The 18479-nt window shown below is 35.6% G+C and carries 20 protein-coding genes; 7 read left to right on the top strand and 13 right to left on the bottom strand.

Going from position 1 to position 18479, the window contains the following annotated elements:
- Positions 1–180: 180 nt before the first annotated feature.
- Positions 181–1173, top strand: coding sequence for an aspartate--ammonia ligase (gene asnA / locus GYM75_RS04530; protein WP_220216977.1), 993 nt, complete (start codon positions 181–183; stop codon positions 1171–1173).
- 215 nt (positions 1174–1388) lie between these two features.
- Here the strand turns inward: asnA and GYM75_RS04525 are convergent, their stop codons facing one another.
- The 4 genes from GYM75_RS04525 to GYM75_RS04510 form a co-directional block, all read right to left on the bottom strand.
- The gene (locus GYM75_RS04525) at positions 1389–1724 is read right to left on the bottom strand and encodes a DUF1161 domain-containing protein (RefSeq protein ID WP_220216976.1); all 336 of its coding nucleotides are present in this window, start codon (positions 1722–1724) and stop codon (positions 1389–1391) included.
- A gap of 459 nt (positions 1725–2183) precedes the next feature.
- Entirely contained in the window at positions 2184–2447 is a 264-nt protein-coding gene (locus tag GYM75_RS04520; RefSeq protein ID WP_255556851.1) for an SWEET family sugar transporter, read from the bottom strand.
- Between the two features lie 257 nt (positions 2448–2704).
- The gene (locus GYM75_RS04515) at positions 2705–3901 is read right to left on the bottom strand and encodes an MFS transporter (RefSeq protein ID WP_220216975.1); all 1197 of its coding nucleotides are present in this window, start codon (positions 3899–3901) and stop codon (positions 2705–2707) included.
- A 56-nt stretch (positions 3902–3957) separates the two neighbouring features.
- The gene (locus tag GYM75_RS04510; protein WP_220216974.1) at positions 3958–5358 is read right to left on the bottom strand and encodes a PLP-dependent aminotransferase family protein; all 1401 of its coding nucleotides are present in this window, start codon (positions 5356–5358) and stop codon (positions 3958–3960) included.
- A 147-nt stretch (positions 5359–5505) separates the two neighbouring features.
- Between GYM75_RS04510 and pdxS the strand changes: the two genes are divergently transcribed.
- The 3 genes from pdxS (at position 5506) to GYM75_RS04495 (ending at position 7578) form a co-directional block, all read left to right on the top strand.
- Positions 5506–6393 carry a pyridoxal 5'-phosphate synthase lyase subunit PdxS gene (gene pdxS / locus GYM75_RS04505; protein ID WP_220216973.1) on the top strand — a complete coding sequence of 296 codons (888 nt, stop codon included), beginning with the start codon at positions 5506–5508 and terminating at the stop codon, positions 6391–6393.
- Positions 6394–6395: 2 nt separating this feature from the next.
- Positions 6396–6986 carry a pyridoxal 5'-phosphate synthase glutaminase subunit PdxT gene (gene pdxT, locus GYM75_RS04500; RefSeq protein WP_220216972.1) on the top strand — a complete coding sequence of 197 codons (591 nt, stop codon included), beginning with the start codon at positions 6396–6398 and terminating at the stop codon, positions 6984–6986.
- A gap of 187 nt (positions 6987–7173) precedes the next feature.
- On the top strand, positions 7174–7578 hold the full coding sequence (locus GYM75_RS04495) for a GFA family protein (protein ID WP_220216971.1): 405 nt from the start codon (positions 7174–7176) through the stop codon (positions 7576–7578).
- A gap of 57 nt (positions 7579–7635) precedes the next feature.
- Here GYM75_RS04495 and GYM75_RS04490 read toward each other — a convergent pair whose 3' ends face one another.
- From GYM75_RS04490 to nlpD, 6 genes are all read right to left on the bottom strand, one after another.
- Positions 7636–8076 carry a pyridoxamine 5'-phosphate oxidase family protein gene (locus GYM75_RS04490; protein ID WP_220216970.1) on the bottom strand — a complete coding sequence of 147 codons (441 nt, stop codon included), beginning with the start codon at positions 8074–8076 and terminating at the stop codon, positions 7636–7638.
- The gene (locus tag GYM75_RS04485; protein WP_220216969.1) at positions 8063–8668 is read right to left on the bottom strand and encodes a UbiX family flavin prenyltransferase; all 606 of its coding nucleotides are present in this window, start codon (positions 8666–8668) and stop codon (positions 8063–8065) included. The genes GYM75_RS04490 and GYM75_RS04485 overlap by 14 nt, the downstream gene beginning before the upstream one ends.
- Before the next feature lie 142 nt (positions 8669–8810).
- Positions 8811–10019 (bottom strand): aldose 1-epimerase family protein, encoded by a 1209-nt coding sequence (locus GYM75_RS04480; RefSeq protein WP_220216968.1) that lies wholly within the window; start codon positions 10017–10019, stop codon positions 8811–8813.
- Positions 10020–10197: 178 nt separating this feature from the next.
- Positions 10198–10776 carry a thymidine kinase gene (locus GYM75_RS04475; protein ID WP_220216967.1) on the bottom strand — a complete coding sequence of 193 codons (579 nt, stop codon included), beginning with the start codon at positions 10774–10776 and terminating at the stop codon, positions 10198–10200.
- A 105-nt stretch (positions 10777–10881) separates the two neighbouring features.
- Positions 10882–11634, bottom strand: a complete 753-nt coding sequence (gene gpmA / locus GYM75_RS04470) for a 2,3-diphosphoglycerate-dependent phosphoglycerate mutase (RefSeq protein WP_065559417.1) — start codon at positions 11632–11634, stop codon at positions 10882–10884.
- A gap of 114 nt (positions 11635–11748) precedes the next feature.
- A complete protein-coding gene (gene nlpD / locus GYM75_RS04465) occupies positions 11749–12801 on the bottom strand; it encodes a murein hydrolase activator NlpD (protein WP_363317371.1) in 1053 nt (350 codons plus the stop codon).
- A gap of 410 nt (positions 12802–13211) precedes the next feature.
- Between nlpD and rsmI the strand changes: the two genes are divergently transcribed.
- From rsmI to moeA, 3 genes are all read left to right on the top strand, one after another.
- On the top strand, positions 13212–14045 hold the full coding sequence (rsmI, locus tag GYM75_RS04460) for a 16S rRNA (cytidine(1402)-2'-O)-methyltransferase (RefSeq protein WP_220216965.1): 834 nt from the start codon (positions 13212–13214) through the stop codon (positions 14043–14045).
- Positions 14046–14228: 183 nt separating this feature from the next.
- A complete protein-coding gene (gene ychF, locus GYM75_RS04455) occupies positions 14229–15320 on the top strand; it encodes a redox-regulated ATPase YchF (RefSeq protein ID WP_220216964.1) in 1092 nt (363 codons plus the stop codon).
- Between the two features lie 237 nt (positions 15321–15557).
- Positions 15558–16784, top strand: coding sequence for a molybdopterin molybdotransferase MoeA (moeA, locus tag GYM75_RS04450; RefSeq protein WP_220216963.1), 1227 nt, complete (start codon positions 15558–15560; stop codon positions 16782–16784).
- On the opposite strand, the gene GYM75_RS04445 is transcribed toward moeA, so the two are convergent.
- The 3 genes from GYM75_RS04445 to GYM75_RS04435 form a co-directional block, all read right to left on the bottom strand.
- Positions 16776–17204, bottom strand: a complete 429-nt coding sequence (locus GYM75_RS04445) for an EamA family transporter (RefSeq protein ID WP_220216962.1) — start codon at positions 17202–17204, stop codon at positions 16776–16778. The two genes, moeA and GYM75_RS04445, sit on opposite strands and share 9 nt — an antisense overlap.
- Positions 17205–17206: 2 nt before the next feature.
- Complete coding sequence (locus tag GYM75_RS04440; RefSeq protein WP_220216961.1) at positions 17207–17413, bottom strand: hypothetical protein; 207 nt, start codon at positions 17411–17413, stop codon at positions 17207–17209.
- A gap of 66 nt (positions 17414–17479) precedes the next feature.
- Complete coding sequence (locus tag GYM75_RS04435; RefSeq protein ID WP_220216960.1) at positions 17480–18469, bottom strand: MBL fold metallo-hydrolase; 990 nt, start codon at positions 18467–18469, stop codon at positions 17480–17482.
- Positions 18470–18479 lie beyond the last annotated feature (10 nt).

Raw genomic sequence — 18479 nt, 5'->3', positions numbered from 1 at the left:
TGATTTGATTTTAGTTTTAATATTTTATATCGGGTGCCATCATCCATAAAAGCACAAATTAAAACCATTCAACTATTTTGACTAGCACTTTTGAAAAAGTGTCTATCTGTTCAAACTTGCATATTTCTGATTTCTAGTTTAATTTAGCTATCTGGATTAACTAATAATTGAAGAGTAAACATGACGATATCATTTAAAGAACAACAACAACGTATCAGTTTTGTAAAACATTTTTTTGCTGAACAATTGGCAAAAAACTTATCACTTATTGAAGTGCAAGCCCCTATATTAAGTCAAGTAGGTGATGGGATTCAAGACAATTTATCGGGAACTGAAAAAGCCGTTCAAGTCAAAGTTAAAGCTATTCCTCAATCCCAATTTGAAGTCGTTCATTCGCTGGCTAAATGGAAACGAAAAATATTAAGTATGCATCATTTTCCTGTCGGCGAAGGTTTGTATACGAATATGAAAGCATTACGTCCCGACGAAGATCAACTCTCCCCTATCCACTCAGTTTATGTTGATCAATGGGATTGGGAAAAAGTAATGCGACCAGAAGATCGTAATTTAGGGTATTTAAAACAAACGGTTGAACAGATTTATACTGCAATAAAAGCGACAGAAAGTGCCGTATCGGATAAATATCATCTATCTCGATTTTTACCCGAATCAATCACCTTTATCGACAGCGAACAATTATTAAAACGTTATCCTAATCTATCACCTAAAGAGCGTGAAAATGCCATCACAAAAGAGCTTGGCGCTGTGTTCTTAATCGGTATCGGTGGTGATTTATCTAATAATGAAAAACACGACGTACGTGCACCAGACTATGATGATTGGAGCAGTGACAATGATATGGGTTCAAAAGGTTTAAATGGCGATATTTTAGTTTGGAATCCAATTTTAAATAGCGCATTTGAAATTTCGTCAATGGGTATTCGAGTTAATCCAGAAGCGTTGAAGCGCCAATTAAAAGCAACCAATGATGAAGACCGTTTACAATATGCGTGGCATAAAGCTTTAGTGGATGGTGATCTACTTCAAACTATAGGTGGTGGAATTGGTCAATCACGTTTAGCGATGCTACTTTTACAACAAAAACATATTGGACAAGTACAAGCAAGTGTTTGGAACGATATAACGCATCAAAATTACACCAATCTACTATAATACGATAATAATTATCTCTTCTATTTTTGCTAATAGAAGAGATAATGCTTAAGTCTGTTTTATATCAATGATATTCTCTAATTCACTGCAAATACTAATTCCATTACGAATAAATTATTCACGTTTGTCAATTCGACATAATGACGAGTATTAAATTAAGTTAACTATTTTTTTGCAAAATTGACTTTCGATTAGATAGCGTTTATCCAGCTTTTTCAATCTATTTCAGTTTCAGAACTTTGCTTCAAATCATCTTGCTTTTTACACTCAATAACCCCAGAATCTAATTCTGATGGTAAATCTGAAAAATTCTCTGTTTGATTATTTAAACGAAGATAAATAATTTTTTTCTTGCCAGTATCACAGGATCCAACAATTTTGCCTTCAACTTGATCAGCAATATCAGTGGGTGAAATTTTTAAAATATAGTCAGATGTTTTTACACCATTATTTTCGATTTTTTCAGCAATATTGGTACAAATAGAGTCACAATTTGATGCCTGCGCAAATGTTGGCAAACATATCAACAAAACAGAGACGAGTTTTTTCATATCTTTCCTTATCAATACCTTTCTAAATAATAAACTTAAATAATCTAACAGATTATGACTATATATTGAATAATAATAGCAGTAAATACAATATTCTTATTTTAATAGATTTTGTAATAAACAATCTCAATTGCTAAATCTAAAATTATGTAAAAAAGGCATCAAACTGATGGCAACAATTAAATAAGGGGGCTTGTTGAGTTGTGGGTAACAAAAAAATTATGCACTGTACTATTTGATAAGTATTTAACAAACCTGTTGATAACTTTCTATTGTATTGATTATAAATAATTTATTTTCAAGATTAAATAATAAACGACCTTAAAAATGATATTATTTTAAAGAAAAAATCAAGTGTTAATTTGTTAAAATTAGGCGAAATTAAGATGGATTAAATAAGCACAAAGTGGTATTACGGATAATTTTGCAGAAGCAAACACTTCTGCTTTTAATTTTCAATTATAGGGCAGTAAAAAAGGCGATTAAGCCAAAAATTACCCCAGGTGAATTGGCTATTGCAATAGGCCAATCTTTTTTCTCACGCAAAAGACCATAACTGACCCATAATGAACAGTTGATTGCTGCCGCTAATGGCTGAGTAGGATTCGATTTCATTCCATGTAAATTATCAATGATTTGTGGAATATAAGAAATGTACATACCCAGTGACGCAATGGTCGCAATAATACCCAGATAATGGAAAGCTTTTGCTGAAAGATACAAAATGACCTCCTAATGATTAGTTAAATCGATAATTTTAATAACTGCAATACTCATCATTTTGAATGAAAACGTTTAAATGATATTAAACCCTTTAATCACTAAACAATGATATATAAAAAACGAAAAGATTTGAGAACGATAACAATGTTAAAGTTAAATTGAGTGTTATCGCTTCATGTTCATCACATGAAGCGACCGAATGACTTTACTAGTATAGGTCAACGCTGAATTTATACAACTCACATTTTAGGAAAAAGTTAGGTTAATGGTGTTTGCTTTGTTTCTTTACCTAATAGGACAATCGCCATTATTGCTATTAAAATAGATAAGCTAAATATCCCAAAAATCATACTTAAACGAATATCTTTAGCCATTAAAAAACCAACCATGAGAGGGCCTAATATTCCCCCTATTCGTCCAACCGAAGCGGCAATACCTGAACCTGTTGCACGAATATTAGTAGAATACTGCTCTGGAGTATAAGCGTACATAGCGCCCCAAGCGCCTAAATTGAAGAATGATAAAAATGCACCATACACGAGTAAATGATTAACAGATTCAGCCTCACCAAATAAATAGGCACTAATTAATGTACCTAATAAATAGGTGATTAGCACCCATTTACGCCCTACTCGTTCGATCAACCAAGCAACCGAAAAATACCCCGGTAACTGAGCAAATGTCATAATTAAAATATATTGGAAGCTTTTTATCATGGAAAATCCTTTTATCATCATGACACTCGGTAACCATAAAAACATGCCATAATAAGAAAAAACCACACAAAACCATACTATCCATAACATGATGGTCGAACGGCGAAACTCTGAAGTGAGTAATGAATTAATTTTTTTAATCACTGAATCTTTTTTAAATTTTGCATTCAAACTATTAAAAGCCGATGAATCGGGTAAGTTAAAACGTAAGTAAAGCGCATAAAACGCAGGGATAGCGCATATAATCATCGCTCCTCGCCAACCTATTGCCGGAATAGGAATAAGAAAATAAGCGATTAAAGCAGCTAAAATCCAACCGACAGCCCAAAAACTTTCAAGTAGTACGACAATTCGTCCTCGGTGTTCCGGCTCGACACTTTCGCTTACTAAAGTAGAAGCAACCGGTAATTCACCGCCTAATCCCATACCTATAAAAAAACGTAAAATAAGTAGACTTGCCAGTCCCCAAGCAAAAGCACTTAATCCGCTGGCAATACTAAACATTAATAAAGTAAATAAAAATGCAGATTTACGCCCTTTTTTATCCGCATAGATTCCAAACAGAAAGGCACCTATCGCCATACCGATAGAATTGACACTACCAATTAAGCTAAGTTGTTCAGGGCTTAACCCCCAATCTTGTTTTAAGGCGGCAAGTATAAAGGACAGTAAACCGACATCCATCGCATCAAACAGCCAGCCTGTACCGGCAATGATTAAAAGTTTTTTCGTTGACATTGAAAGTTTAGTTGAATGTTGCATAACGTTAATTAAATGAAATTCATGTTTGAAGATCAAACCAAATTCTGATTAAAATGTCCATAGCTTAAACGTATCCACCCTAACCTATCACCATAATCACTCCCTTGTGATACGATAATATTTTGTGCAAGCAATTGATTTAAGATAGCGATTTCTTGTTGTGAGGATTGGACAGATAATTGCGCATATAAATGAAATCCACCTAAGGGTTTTTGATAATTTAATGAATGACCAAAATAATCATTGAGCCATTTCATTAATTGATTCGCTTTAAGATTGAGTTGTTCAGTTAAAAAATGTTGATGAGTAACATAATGATTTTTCAAATACTCTTCTGCAAGTAATTGCGGCAAAATACTTAATCCTGAATCGATATGTTGACGAATATCCGCTAGATTTTCAATAATATGACGAGGCGCTATCATCCACCCCACCCGTATATTTCGACCAATATATTTAGAAAGCGATCCTAAATAGATGACTTGATTATGATGGTCAAACTTTTTAATCGGTGAAATGGATAATTGAGATTTAAATCCTAAACCACTATATGCATCATCTTCAACAATTCCAATACATTGCGAGCGACAGAACGCTAATATCGCTTTTTTGCGTTTATCACTCATCACAAAACCTAATGGATTTTGAAAGATGGGATTGAGAAACAGCCATTTTATGGGGTGCTGACTAACGACTTTACTTAAACTATCTAGGGTAATACCTTCATTATCACACTCAATACCATATAATCGTAACCCCGCTGCTTGGAAAAGCGGCAAAGAGTAAAAATAAGAAGGCGATTCGATAGCAATTGCATCGCCCGGTTTAAGTAATCCCTGAGTAATTAAAAATAGTGATTGCTGTGTACCTGATGTAATGAGTATCTGAGATGTATCTACCGACATAGCAAAACGTTGTTGCATATAATTGGCTATTTGCGTTTTTAGTGCTGGCAAACCTAACTGTAATTGGTCACTATTTTTTTCATGCATGATAAGCTCATCCGAGCTGATATTGGGTAATAACAATTTGGGCATCCAAATTGTGGGTAAGTCCCCATTAGCAAGATCGATGATGTTAGTTTGCTGACGTCGTATTAGTTCGATTTTTTGTTGATAACGAGATTGTTTATTTTGGTAAAAACGAGCAGGTAAACGCCAATTTATTGCCGTATGCGCCTGTACACCCCATTTTTTATCATTAACAAATGTTCCACTTCCTTGCCTGCGGATTAAAAGTCCTCGTTCAGAAAGATTATCCAAAGCTCGAACAACGGTTGTTCGATTGATATCTAGAATGTTAGCAAGCTCACGTTCTGATGGTAATTGTTCGCCAGCAATCAATACACCTTGCTCAATATAATATTCAATCAGTTGACTTACTTTATTAAAAAGTGCGCCTTGATAAGTATTTAACTTCTGTTTATTCCACATGTTATCGATTACTCAAAATTTGAAACCTTGCCAGACAACGAGCAAAAATTGGATGACCTAATTATAGTCCAATTGGCTGTTTCTTCCCTAACGTTAATTTTAAATAATACGTCATCCAGTATTAATTGATTTCAATTAGGAGATGTGATGAATAAAATTACCGGAACACAGACCGTAAAACGGGGTATGGCGCAAATGCAAAAAGGTGGCGTGATTATGGATGTGGTGAATGCAGAACAAGCCAAAATTGCTGAACAAGCTGGCGCTGTCGCCGTTATGGCACTGGAACGGGTTCCTTCAGATATTCGTGCTGCCGGTGGTGTTGCCCGAATGGCAGATCCAACTATCGTAGAAGCCGTGATGAAAGCGGTTACAATCCCTGTTATGGCAAAGGCGCGTATTGGTCATATTGTCGAAGCCCGTATTTTAGAATCAATGGGCGTTGATTATATCGATGAAAGCGAAGTATTAACGCCTGCTGATGAACAGTACCATTTACTCAAAGATGAATTTACCGTACCTTTTGTTTGCGGGTGTCGAGATTTAGGCGAGGCACTGCGTCGAATAGGTGAAGGGGCATCGATGTTACGCACAAAAGGGGAACCGGGTACAGGTAATATTGTTGAAGCGGTACGCCATATGCGCAGAGTTAACGAACAAATTCGATTAGTAAACAGTAAATCTAAAGATGAACTAATGACATTGGCAAAAGAGATCGGTGCACCTTATGAACTCGTCATACAAATCAAACAGTTGGGTAAATTACCTGTTGTTAACTTTGCTGCTGGAGGCATTGCAACCCCAGCCGATGCAGCTTTAATGATGCAACTTGGCGCAGACGGCGTTTTTGTTGGCTCGGGTATTTTTAAATCACAGCATCCTGAAAAATTTGCCAAAGCGATTGTGCAGGCAACGACATACTATGATGATTATCCACGCTTAGCAGAACTATCTAAAGGATTAGGTGAGGCAATGAAAGGCATTGAGATCAGTAAATTGTCTGAATTCGAAAGAATGCAAGAACGAGGTTGGTAACGATGCAATCACTCAAACCCTTACGGTTAAAAAAAATTGGCGTACTTAACTTACAAGGTGCGGTTAGTGAACATGTAACCATGCTGCTGAGTATCGAAAATGTGATTGCGGTAACAGTAAAAAAACCAGAACATTTAGCGGGATTAGATGGTCTAATTATTCCAGGCGGTGAATCTACTACAATTAGCCGACTAATTAAACAAAATGGGTTATTTGAACCCATTAAAGAATTTGCCCGTCAAGGTAAAGGAATTTTAGGCACCTGTGCCGGCTTAGTTCTTTGTGGTATGACAACGACTCATCATGAAGTTGAACTGCTTGAATTAATGGATATTACCGTTGAACGCAATGGATTTGGTCGACAAGTTGCAAGTTTTGAAGCTTTTTTAGACATAGCGTCAATTGGCGAACACATTCCAGCTATTTTTATCCGTGCTCCTTATATCATCCACGCTGGTAAACAAGTAAATCAACTTGCATTTATTGATGATCACTGTGTAATGGCTGAACAAAATAATATTTTAGTCTGCGCATTCCATCCCGAACTCACGACCGACAACCGCATAATGCGTTATTTTATTGAAAAATGCTAATTAAACAGTTTCTCATAAGTAAAATATGGGAAACTGTAAGTTGATTCGACTATTGCCACTCATTAATGATGATTTTTTCATTCTCAAAAAGCATGTACTTCAGTTTTTATTTATGTACTTATGTATTTATTATATTACAATGAGTTAGAAAGTAAGAAATCGAATAAATAAAAAAGGGAAATTGATTATGATGACAGGTTGTTGTTTATGTGGTGAAATTGTCTATCGATTAAATAGTGATATCAAAACGATTGTTTTTTGTCATTGCTCGCGTTGTCGCAAACAAACAAGTTCGGCTTTTAATGCAGCAACAGCGGTTAATAAAGACGATTTAACTATTATTAAAGGCGAAAAAAATATAACAATTTTTTCGAGCTCAGGGGTCAATCGCCATTTTTGTGCTAAATGTGGTTCGCACCTTTTTTCTAGTCGTGATAATGATAACGAAACTTATCGATTACGCATCGGTCTGATTAATGAACCAATTAATGCCGAAAAACGTATTCATATCTTCACCGGCTCAAAAGCGAATTGGGATACTATTTGCGATGGTTATCCTGAATTTGAAGAAGGAATCCCACTAAAATCATAATAATTCGATGTTTATATCAGTCGTTATTCGCTAGCTGAAGATTATGCTTAAAACTTTTTAAAGATCTTCATTACGCTGCCAATGGGTTTTATGTGCAAAGCCCATGAGATTATTCGTCATCTTGATTTGTTGTAATTTAATAGACCAAATCGGTGCTTTCATCACTCTGGCAAAAGGAAAGGCACGGTAATAAAGCTTATATGCATGACTTGCTTGAGTTTCAGCAAGCAATTCAGCTTTGCCCATAAATTGTATCCCTTGAATTTTGGCGATCGATTTTGGACTAATGCTAATCGTACCAGCAACATTAGGATTTTTTAGCATAGCTTGTGCATGTTTGCTTTTCATTTCAGATAAGAAATATAAGCAAAAATTGACATCATCAAATACATAAAATGCATTGCATGCCCATGGTTGGTTGTCCGTTAATATTACGCTTAAACTTAGAACATGTTGCTGTTTAATAAATTTTACGATTTTATGGTCAGATGTCTTCATTATTTTCTTCAGGTTTTTGATTAAGACTCATATCCTCACCCCAGCGTGCTAAACTAGGTACGTCTATATCAAACAGATCAAGCGCTCTGGCAACACTATGGGTAATAATATCATCGACACTTTCAATATGTTGATATAACGCAGGAACAGGCGGGAAAATAATTCCACCCATTAATGTTACCGCTTCCATATTTTTAATATGCCCTAAATGTAATGGGGCTTCTCGTGTCATTAAAACTAATCGACGGCGCTCTTTTAAAACGACATCAGCAGCACGTGTTAATAAATTATCAGATAGACCATGAGCTATTGCTGCCAGTGTTCGCATCGAACAAGGTGCGACCAACATTCCCATTGTTTTATATGACCCACTCGCAATTGCAGCACCAATATTATCAACAGAATAGACAATATCGGCTAAAGATTCTAATTGTGCTAACTGGGATTTAGAATGTTCGTAATTTCCCGTTATTTTTGCCGCTTTTGATATGACAAGATGGGTTTGAATGTCCATTGGTTTCAGGAGTTCTAAAGCTTTGATACCATAAGCAAAGCCTGTTGCACCACTTATACCAACTATCATTCTTTTCATATTGATTCCTACAGTTACATCGAATTTTCTAAGTTTATTTTAGCTTAGATTAATGCGATAAGGTAACAATATATGGGAATTTATTTAGTGGTGGAGTGAAAGTCACCGCCAACTTTTTGTTAGCGGTGCGATTTGTTATAACTTATTCCTTAGCCATGGGCTGTTCAACTACCTTCGTTTCTTGATTACCTTGAATTGCTTGAATTTGCTGAGCATAGTTGGCGACAGCATCTTTACCGGATAATATACTATAAGTTAACGTAAATTCAGTACTTTGACCAGGTTGTAACTGACGTACCCGTTTTTGTTCACGTTCAATCGTAACAGGATAGGCAAAACTGGTTCCGGGTTCTAGCCCCGTAACATAACCTTGTTTAAGTGTATCGGTATTTTTCCACAAAGAAAGAACAGGAAGTTCTTTGATATTAAAAGCAATACCCGTGCCTTTATCCCCTGCTTTATTCGTTAACATAACTTGCGTTTTACCATTCGCATCGGCATACGGATAAACGTTAAATACCATTTCGTCAAAACCTTTGGTTGGCCCTAGATATGTTTGCCATGTTTTTAATCCATCTTTTGCATAGTCATTAAATGGCGAGATTTCTCGGACTGGGGCAACAAATTTGGCGCCTTCTTCCAAAATTGGCGTACCGTAATTGCTATGATAAATGATTTGATAATCTTTTGTGTAATCACCTTTATTGGTCACAACATCATGTACCGTAAACTCTTTACTTCCTGGCACATAACTTATTGATGCCCATGTTTCAAGATTGCTCTTTTTGAATGTGTTTTCTTTAATCAAGCCTTTAACTGTAATGGTGTATGGCGCTTTGTCTGACACTTCAACGACTAATTTTGATACAGGTGTATTTTGAGCTCGTCCATGCAATGTATACATCATTCCATCGGCTTGCACTGCATGCCCTGTCCATTCAAATCCACAACGAACCATCATTTCGTTAAAACCATCTAACCAACCAAGACCGGCACGGCTTTCAAGATTGATAAATTTAGGGTTAACAATTTCATCAACAGGTGAATCCCAACCCATACGAATACCATCACCAACAACTGAAATTATTCCTAATCCACGCGTTGGACTCAACTTTATGGTAAAATCATTACTGGTGATTGTTAATAGTTCACTACCTTCTTGCTTGCCACCTTTTAATACTGTATTTGTAACAGAAAATTTTTCGGCGCTAATACCTAAATCTTTGTTTGAGATTGACCAATTTCCTTTTGCTACATCTTTTTCGGTATCAATTAGCACAAACTCTTTAGCATTAGCTGTCATGGTTGTAAAGCACGCTAAAACTGCAAGTGAAATGATTTTAACTTTCATGTTAATTCCTCATAATTTATTGAAACAACTAAACTGAATCGCTTCAGTCAATATGGCATACAATGAGATAAATCAACAAAAAGAAAATATTAAAAATGAGAGATTATTCACATTTTTTACAAAGAAAAAATATCAATAATCTTAATACTTTTAATGAAATGATTTTATTTAACAACAATTAACGATTGGGTCTAACCTGTCCAGCTTTCCAATGTTTGCGGCACACAGAATGAAACTCACTATCACCTAAATGAATCGAATTACCAAACTTAACAATCTTGCCATCTTTGCCTTCCAATAGATTCATTGTGGCTTTTTTACCGCACCAACATACGGTTTTGAGCTCTCTAAAATTATCCGCTATTTCAAGTAACGTTTTCGAACCTTCAAAAAGATGTCCCATATAATCTGTTTTTAGTCCAAAAAACATCATCGGCACGCCATATTCATCACAAACGTCGGATAATTTCCAAATGGTATTTCGAGATAAAAACTGACTTTCGTCGATCAGTATACAGGCATAATCATTTTGTTTGATTAATTCAATTATCTCATCAACACTATTATCATCTAGCTGTAATGCTTTTTTACGTAATCCTAAGCGTGATACTATTTCAACAGCAGAATCACGAGTATCGACAGACGATTTAAGCAGTAAAGTTTTCATATTGTTACTTAAATAATTATGGTCGATTTGTAATAACTCAGTCGATTTACCAGCGTTCATTACGGCGTAAATATAATAAATTTTTGACAAAATATGGCCTCAAAATAAAATAAATGAATAACACACGGAATAATTTGAAAAGAAAAAAGGTAAGTTATTTAACCTACCTTTTCTTATTAGCATTAAATAAAAAAACTATTTTGCTTTACCTTGATTTGCAACTGCTGCTTGTTTAGCTGCAATTTCATCAGCATTACCTAAATAGTAATGTTTGATCACTTTCATATTGTCATCAAACTCATAAACTAAAGGCACACCCGTTGGGATGTTAAGATCGATAATATCGTCATCACTAATATTATCTAGATGTTTAACTAAAGCACGTAAAGAGTTACCATGAGCTGCAATGATAACACGTTCACCTCTTGCTACACGTGGTGCAATAGTTGATTCCCAGTAAGGAAGTACGCGTTTAATCGTTAATGCTAAGCTTTCAGTTAATGGTAATTCTGATTCAGGTAATTTACTGTAACGTGAATCATGTCCAGGAAAACGCTCATCAGATTTTTCGAGTGCAGGAGGAGTAATAGCAAAACCACGGCGCCATAATTTAACTTGCTCATCGCCATATTTTGCGGCAGTTTCTGCTTTATTTAAGCCTTGTAACGCACCGTAGTGACGTTCATTTAATTTCCAACTTTTTTCAACAGGTAACCATGCTTGATCGACTTCATCTAATACATGCCACAATGTGTGAATAGCACGTTTTAACACTGAGGTATAGGCATAATCAAATTCAAAACCTTCTTTTTTAAGTAATTGACCTGCTTCTGCTGCCTCTTTATTACCTTTGTCAGATAAATCAACATCAGTCCAACCACAAAAACGGTTTTCTTGATTCCAAACACTTTCTCCATGTCGAATAAGAACTAATTTTTTTACTGCCATGAATATAACTCCTTTGTTACGTAGAATAATTTTTGGTGTATCTTTTTAATAAGGAATGCACAATTTTTTGTGCATTCCTATTGAGTGTCATTGAATGATTAAACTCAATATATATTAATTTGGTAAGTACTTTATAGGATCAACTGACTGCGCTTTATAGCGAATTTCAAAATGTAATCTAACCGATGAGGTGCCAGTTGCCCCCATAGTAGCAATTTGTTCACCTGCTCGTACAGTTTGTTGCTCTTTAACTAAAATAGATTGATTATGAGCATAAGCAGTTAAGTAATCATCATTATGTTTGACAATAATCAAGTTACCATAACCCGGTAATGCATTACCAGAATAAACCACTCGACCATCAGCTGCGGCAACAACTTTTTCACCTAATGAACCGGAGATATCAATGCCTTTACTCGCTTGAGAAAACTTCTCGATAATTTTTCCTTTTGCTGGCCATTGCCATGAAATATTAGCAACGGTTGCTGAATTTCCCGACTTAATTTGATTTGTATCTGATACACTTACCGTTTGGGTACTTTGTGTTGTCTTAGGTAATGTTGAATGACCAGATGTTGTTGTCGTCGTTATCGTGGTTGTGGTCGAAAGTGATGTATTTTTGTTTTGACCTGCCGAGCTTTGAGACGTGGAACCATAGTCACTATTTTTGGTAGTGGTTTTTTTGGTCACAACAACCGTTGTACCGCCACCCACATCTAAGACTTGACCCGGATTTACGGCATAAGGCTCTTTGATATTATTTTTTGCAGCTAATGAACGATAATCATTACCTGTTATGTAAGCTATATAAAATAAGGTATCGCCACGTTTAACCGTATAAGTATCCCCTTTATAGCCACCTTTCGGGATATCATCATAATTACGATTATATACTATACGTTCATTTGTCGTCGTGACAGAACTATTATTACTCGAACTTACCGGAACAGGCGCAGAACTACTTGATGGGTTAGCATCAATTATCGTAGTAGAATCTCGACCTCCTGTTGAGATATTAGCTGGCGGTTCGGCATACACCGTAGAACCAGAATTACTAGAAGAATCTGAAATATCTTCAATTGTCGCTGGATTAGTCTGAGTACACGCTGTAATCATCAAACTTAAACAACTTAATGAGAGAATTTTTTTCACAGTGATACCTTTCATTCGTTAATCTTATTTTGTAAAAATCGCTATTAGTCACCTATTTTATCGATTTTACTGTAAAAATCTATTATCTTAATGATATTAATGATAATTTATCCCGAGTTAAATATATTTTTTTAATTTAAATCAATGAATTACTTTATTACATTCTAACATGTGATTACTATCAACTTGCTTAAAGTTTATAGCAATGCATTTACAATTTAAATGTTAAAATTAATATCACTATACCATTTGTAAATTGACAATGAAACTAGCTTATGACATAACAAAAAACTTCTGTTAGACTTTTTATTCGATAAATTGAAAATTATGTAATTTGTTTTAGCTTTTTTAAATATAGACAATTATATAAACTTCCGTTAAATATAATAGAATCTTCTTCAAAAATTTTACTGTGACTTCAAATAATGACTCTATATATAGTTGCTACTCCAATTGGAAACTTAAATGATATTACACTTCGAGCAATCGAAATTTTGAAAAATGTCGATCTTATTGCTGCTGAAGATACTCGCCACAGTGGTTTACTGTTGCAACATTTGGGCATTAAAGCGAAACTTTTTGCTTTGCATGATCATAACGAACAAGAAAAATCCCAGATCTTAATCGAAAAACTGAATTCAGGACTTTCGATAGCCTTAATATCTGATGCCGGAACCCCTTTAATCAACGATCCGGGTTATCATTTAGTCAAAGCATGCCGAGAAAATGATATTAAAGTCGTTCCTATTCCTGGTGCTTGTGCAGCGATTGCAGCCTTATCGGTTGCAGGACTTCCATCGGATAAGTTCAGTTATGAAGGGTTTCTACCGGCTAAAAGTAAAGCTCGTCAGGACTATTTAACGACACTGGTTAATGAAACACGAACGATGATTTTTTATGAATCAACTCATCGTTTATTAGATACCTTGCAAGATATGCAAACTGTATTTGGGACAGACAAACAAATCGTATTAGCCAAAGAGCTAACAAAAACATGGGAAACCATCGTCAGTTATCCTGTCAATCAATTAATAAACTGGCTAAATGAAGATGTTACTCGTCAAAAAGGCGAATTTGTTCTGATCGTTGAAGGTCATACTAAATCCGATAAGGACATCGATCCTAACGTGATTAACACCTTAAAATTATTAGTTAAAGAGTTACCATTAAAAAAGGCGGCAGCAATTACCGCCGAAATATACGGACTTAAAAAGAATCAACTTTATCAAATAGGATTGAGTTTCGAGTCATTAAACTAACCGTCTTCTAATACCATATAGCATTTAGCTATTAGAAACTAACTAGCTGGATAGGTATTACTAAATGATGTTCAATGAGCTTAGACATTCATAACAACGATAGAACATTGGCACAAATAGTACGATTTAGTATATAATTAGCCACTATTTTAAGTAATTAAACGATAAAAGGTAACAAACAGTATGGGATTCAAATGTGGGATCGTCGGACTACCAAATGTTGGCAAGTCAACACTTTTTAACGCACTAACTAAAGCCGGGATTGAGGCTGCTAACTTTCCGTTTTGTACAATCGAGCCAAACACTGGTGTAGTGCCAATGCCCGATCCTCGTCTCGATCAGCTTGCTGAAATTGTCAAACCACAACGCACTTTACCCACTACAATGGAATTTGTAGATATTGCAGGGCTAGTTAAAGGTGCCTCAAAAGGTGAAGGACTAGGTAACCAGTTTTTAGCAAATATCCGTGAAACAGAAGCGATTGGTCATGTTGTACGATGCTTTGAAAATGAAAACATTATTCACGTAGCAGGTAAAATTGACCCAGCAGAAGATATCGAAATTATTAACACCGAGCTTGCATTAGCTGATCTTGAAGCTTGTGAACGTGCCATGACGCGATTACAAAAACGTGCTAAAGGCGGTGACAAAGATGCTAAGTTTGAACTTGAGATTCTTGAAAAATGTTTACCGCACTTAGAACAGGGTAAAAAGTTATTATTATTAGATCTCAGCAAAGAAGAGTTAAATGCAATAAAATATTTGAGCTTTTTAACGTTAAAACCAACTATGTACATTGCTAACGTTAACGAAGACGGTTTTGAAAATAACCCTTATTTAGATAAAGTTAAAGCCATTGCAGAAGAAGAAAAAGCGGTTGTCGTTCCTGTCTGTGCTGCCATTGAAGCGGAACTTTCAGAACTTGATGATGCCGATCGAGATGAATTTATGCAAGACTTAGGATTAACTGAACCGGGGTTAAATCGTGTTATCCGTGCAGGTTATAAATTACTTAATTTACAAACCTATTTTACCGCAGGCGTGAAAGAAGTACGTGCATGGACAATATCCGTTGGCGATACCGCACCACAAGCGGCCGGAAAAATTCATACAGATTTTGAAAAAGGCTTTATTCGAGCACAAACCATTGCATTTGATGATTTTATCAAATATGGCGGTGAGCAAGGAGCAAAAGAAGCAGGTAAAATGCGTTCTGAAGGTAAAGATTATATCGTGCAAGACGGTGACATTATGAACTTTTTATTTAATGTCTAACTTAACTTGTTATTTTATAAAATTGACGTCGCCTAATGGCGACGTTAAAGTTTAATCATTTAGAAAAATGTTCTTTTTCAAAATTTAACAAACTGAATTCGACTTTAATTGATTATCTAAATGTTTAAAGCATTTAAAACATGGATAGCTTTTCCATATAATCATAAATCAACGGCAATGATACAACTTTGTCATTCTCGATAAAATGGATGATCAATCAACATAAGGAAAATTGATATGTTACTGACTTTCGAACAAGCAAAGCAAAACATATTGCAAGCCAGCTCAACAGCAACATTACCAGAACACGAAACAGTATCATTAACTGAAGCACTCGATCGAATTACGGCTGCCCCGATTATTTCACCAATCAATGTTCCTCGATTTGATAATTCAGCAATGGATGGTTATGCAGTAAGATTGGCAGATATTGAACAATCAAGAACTTTACCTGTCGCAAATGCGGTTTTTGCTGGCGATGACATCAGTAATCTCAACTGGCCTATCGGCAGTTGTTTACGAATTATGACCGGTGCTCCCGTGCCTGATGGAGCCGATGCCGTTGTTATGCAAGAACATACACAAGCGACAGAACAAAGCGTCACTTTTCTTAAAGAAATTAAGGCAGGTGATAATATTCGCCGTATTGGCGAAGATGTGAAAAAAGATGCCATCACGGTTGCCAAAGGGCAACGTTTATCAATCCCCACTTTGTCTACGTTAGCAACGCTTGGCATCCATCAAGTTTCAGTTTACCGAAGATTAAAAGTTGCAATCTTTTCAACCGGTAACGAATTAACTTCGATTGATAAACCATTACCCAATAATAGTGCTATCTATGATAGTAACGGATTTACATTAAAACTATTATTAACAAAACTCAATTGTCAAATCGTCGATTTAGGTATTATCCCTGATAATCCAAACTTGATTAAACAAGCATTGATTACAGCTTCTAAGCAAGCTGATTTAATTATTACCAGTGGTGGGGTTTCGGTTGGTGATGCTGATTATACCAAAACAGCTTTAGAAGCCTTAGGAGAAATCAATTTTTGGAAAATTGCCATGAAGCCAGGAAAACCTTTTGCATTTGGGAAAATTGGCAATGCACTATTTTGTGGTTTACCGGGTAATCCTGTGTCAACCATGGTGACTTTTTATCAATTGGTACAACCACTGATTTCAATTCTTTCAGGGCTAGAACCTTTAACAATGGATTTAACTTTTCAAGTTAGAACAGCAACCGACCTTAAAAAAAGCGTTGGAAGAATGGATTTTCAACGTGGAATATTACAAGTAAACGCTAATGGTGAATTAGAAGTGGTGAGCACTGGACAACAAGGCTCGCATATTACGCAAACGTTTAATAAAGCTAATTGTTTTATTTTATTAGAGCAAGAACGTGACAAAGTCACTAAAGGTGAATTCGTCACGGTTAGTCTTTTTAGTGCACTATTAAAATAGTGCCACTAATATCGCACCGGCAGCAATCATTATTACGCCAATGCCGGAAAGAAACGAGATTTTTTCACCAAATAATACAGCAGCAAACACCACCGCAAACACAACACTAAGCTTATCAATTGGGGCAACTTGTGAAACTTTACCTTCTTTGATCGCCATAAAATAGAATAACCAAGATAATGCACCGGCAATACCACTTAATGCGATGATCAATAGCGCTTTTTTATCATTAAAGAACGTATTGATTAAGTTTAATTTTCCTTGAAAAATAACCACACCAACTAGAAATATTGCCATCACAATAGATCGTATAGCTGTTGCCGTATTTGCATCAAGGTGCTGTAAGCCGATTTTGCCTAATATAGCAACCAAAGCAGCAGAAATTGCAGAAAGTAAGGCATAAATTAGCCAAGCACTCACTTTTAATTCCTATCTATTTGGATCATGTATTGCTGATTATTAGAGTTTTTTTGACATTGTTGTGAATTACTCATCACACCATTACAACTTTCCAAGACACCATGAGCCTTTGACCATCGATATTGTTTCCCTTGATCATTTTGACCACCACAACCTATAAGTCCAAGACTAAGCATCAAACATGACAATCCGACAACTGTTACTTTCATTGTTTTCTCCTTTCCTATAACAAAAAAATGAATTTTATAAATTTGATATATTTAATTTCTTTCTAATTAAGAGATACCTTGTTTAATATATAGACTACCACCTATTTTTAACAAATGAAAGAGACGCTCCTCACGATATTGATATAAAAGTTTTGGCGGCTCATCTAAAGGTTCATCCGCTAATTCAAATGTTCCCCAATGTATCGCAATTGCCCTAGAACAATTAAGCTCATCGAAAAGTTGAATCGCTTGTTTTGGGTCGATATGTTGGGATTGCATGAACCAGCGAGGCGCATAAGCACCTATCGGTATAAGTGCCATGTCAATACGTGGAAAACGTTCGCCTATCTGTCTTAAAATTTTTGAGTAACCGGTATCCCCCATAAAATAGACCGTTTTTGATTGATTGACATCATCCCTGTTTGATTGAATGACCCAACCACACCATAATGCTTTGTTGACATCAAATAACCCCCGTTTACTCCAATGTTTAGCTGGGGTTGCAGTAAAAGTAAGTTTATTGATCTCAACCGAATCCCACCATTCAAGCTCAATTACGTGTTTAGCTCCCCATTTCATTAGTTTATTTTTTAAGCCTAAGGGTACAAGGACAACAATATTTGGGAAACGGATTACCAATTTTCGAATACTACCATAATCAAGGTGATCATAATGATTGTGTGAAATAACAATAAAATCAATATTTGGGAGTTGTTCAATACTCATTGCCGGCAGAGTTCGCCTTTTAGGGCCTAAAAATTGTAAAGGCGAAGCTCTATGTGAAAACACAGGATCAGTAAATATCATTTTGCCGTTCAGGTGGATAAGCGATTTTGAATGACCTAACCACCAAACGCGATCGTGAGTGAAAGATACCGCTATCGGTTCACACCATTTTTGGTTGAACATCTCGTAACCTTCACTAGGCGGAAGGACTTTTCGACTTAAATACCAACGACAAGCCTCAACAAAATTGATCTTAACAGATTCATAGTTTGCGAATTTTTGACCCGTAGGGTAAGTTTTTTCATCCTTTTTTTGTTGTTTATCACTCATCGATTAAATC

The organism is Gilliamella sp. ESL0441, from assembly GCF_019469185.1.
Classification (GTDB): domain Bacteria; phylum Pseudomonadota; class Gammaproteobacteria; order Enterobacterales; family Orbaceae; genus Gilliamella.
Note: the sequence above shows the minus strand (reverse complement) of the source record. Positions and strands in the feature narration are given on the sequence as shown.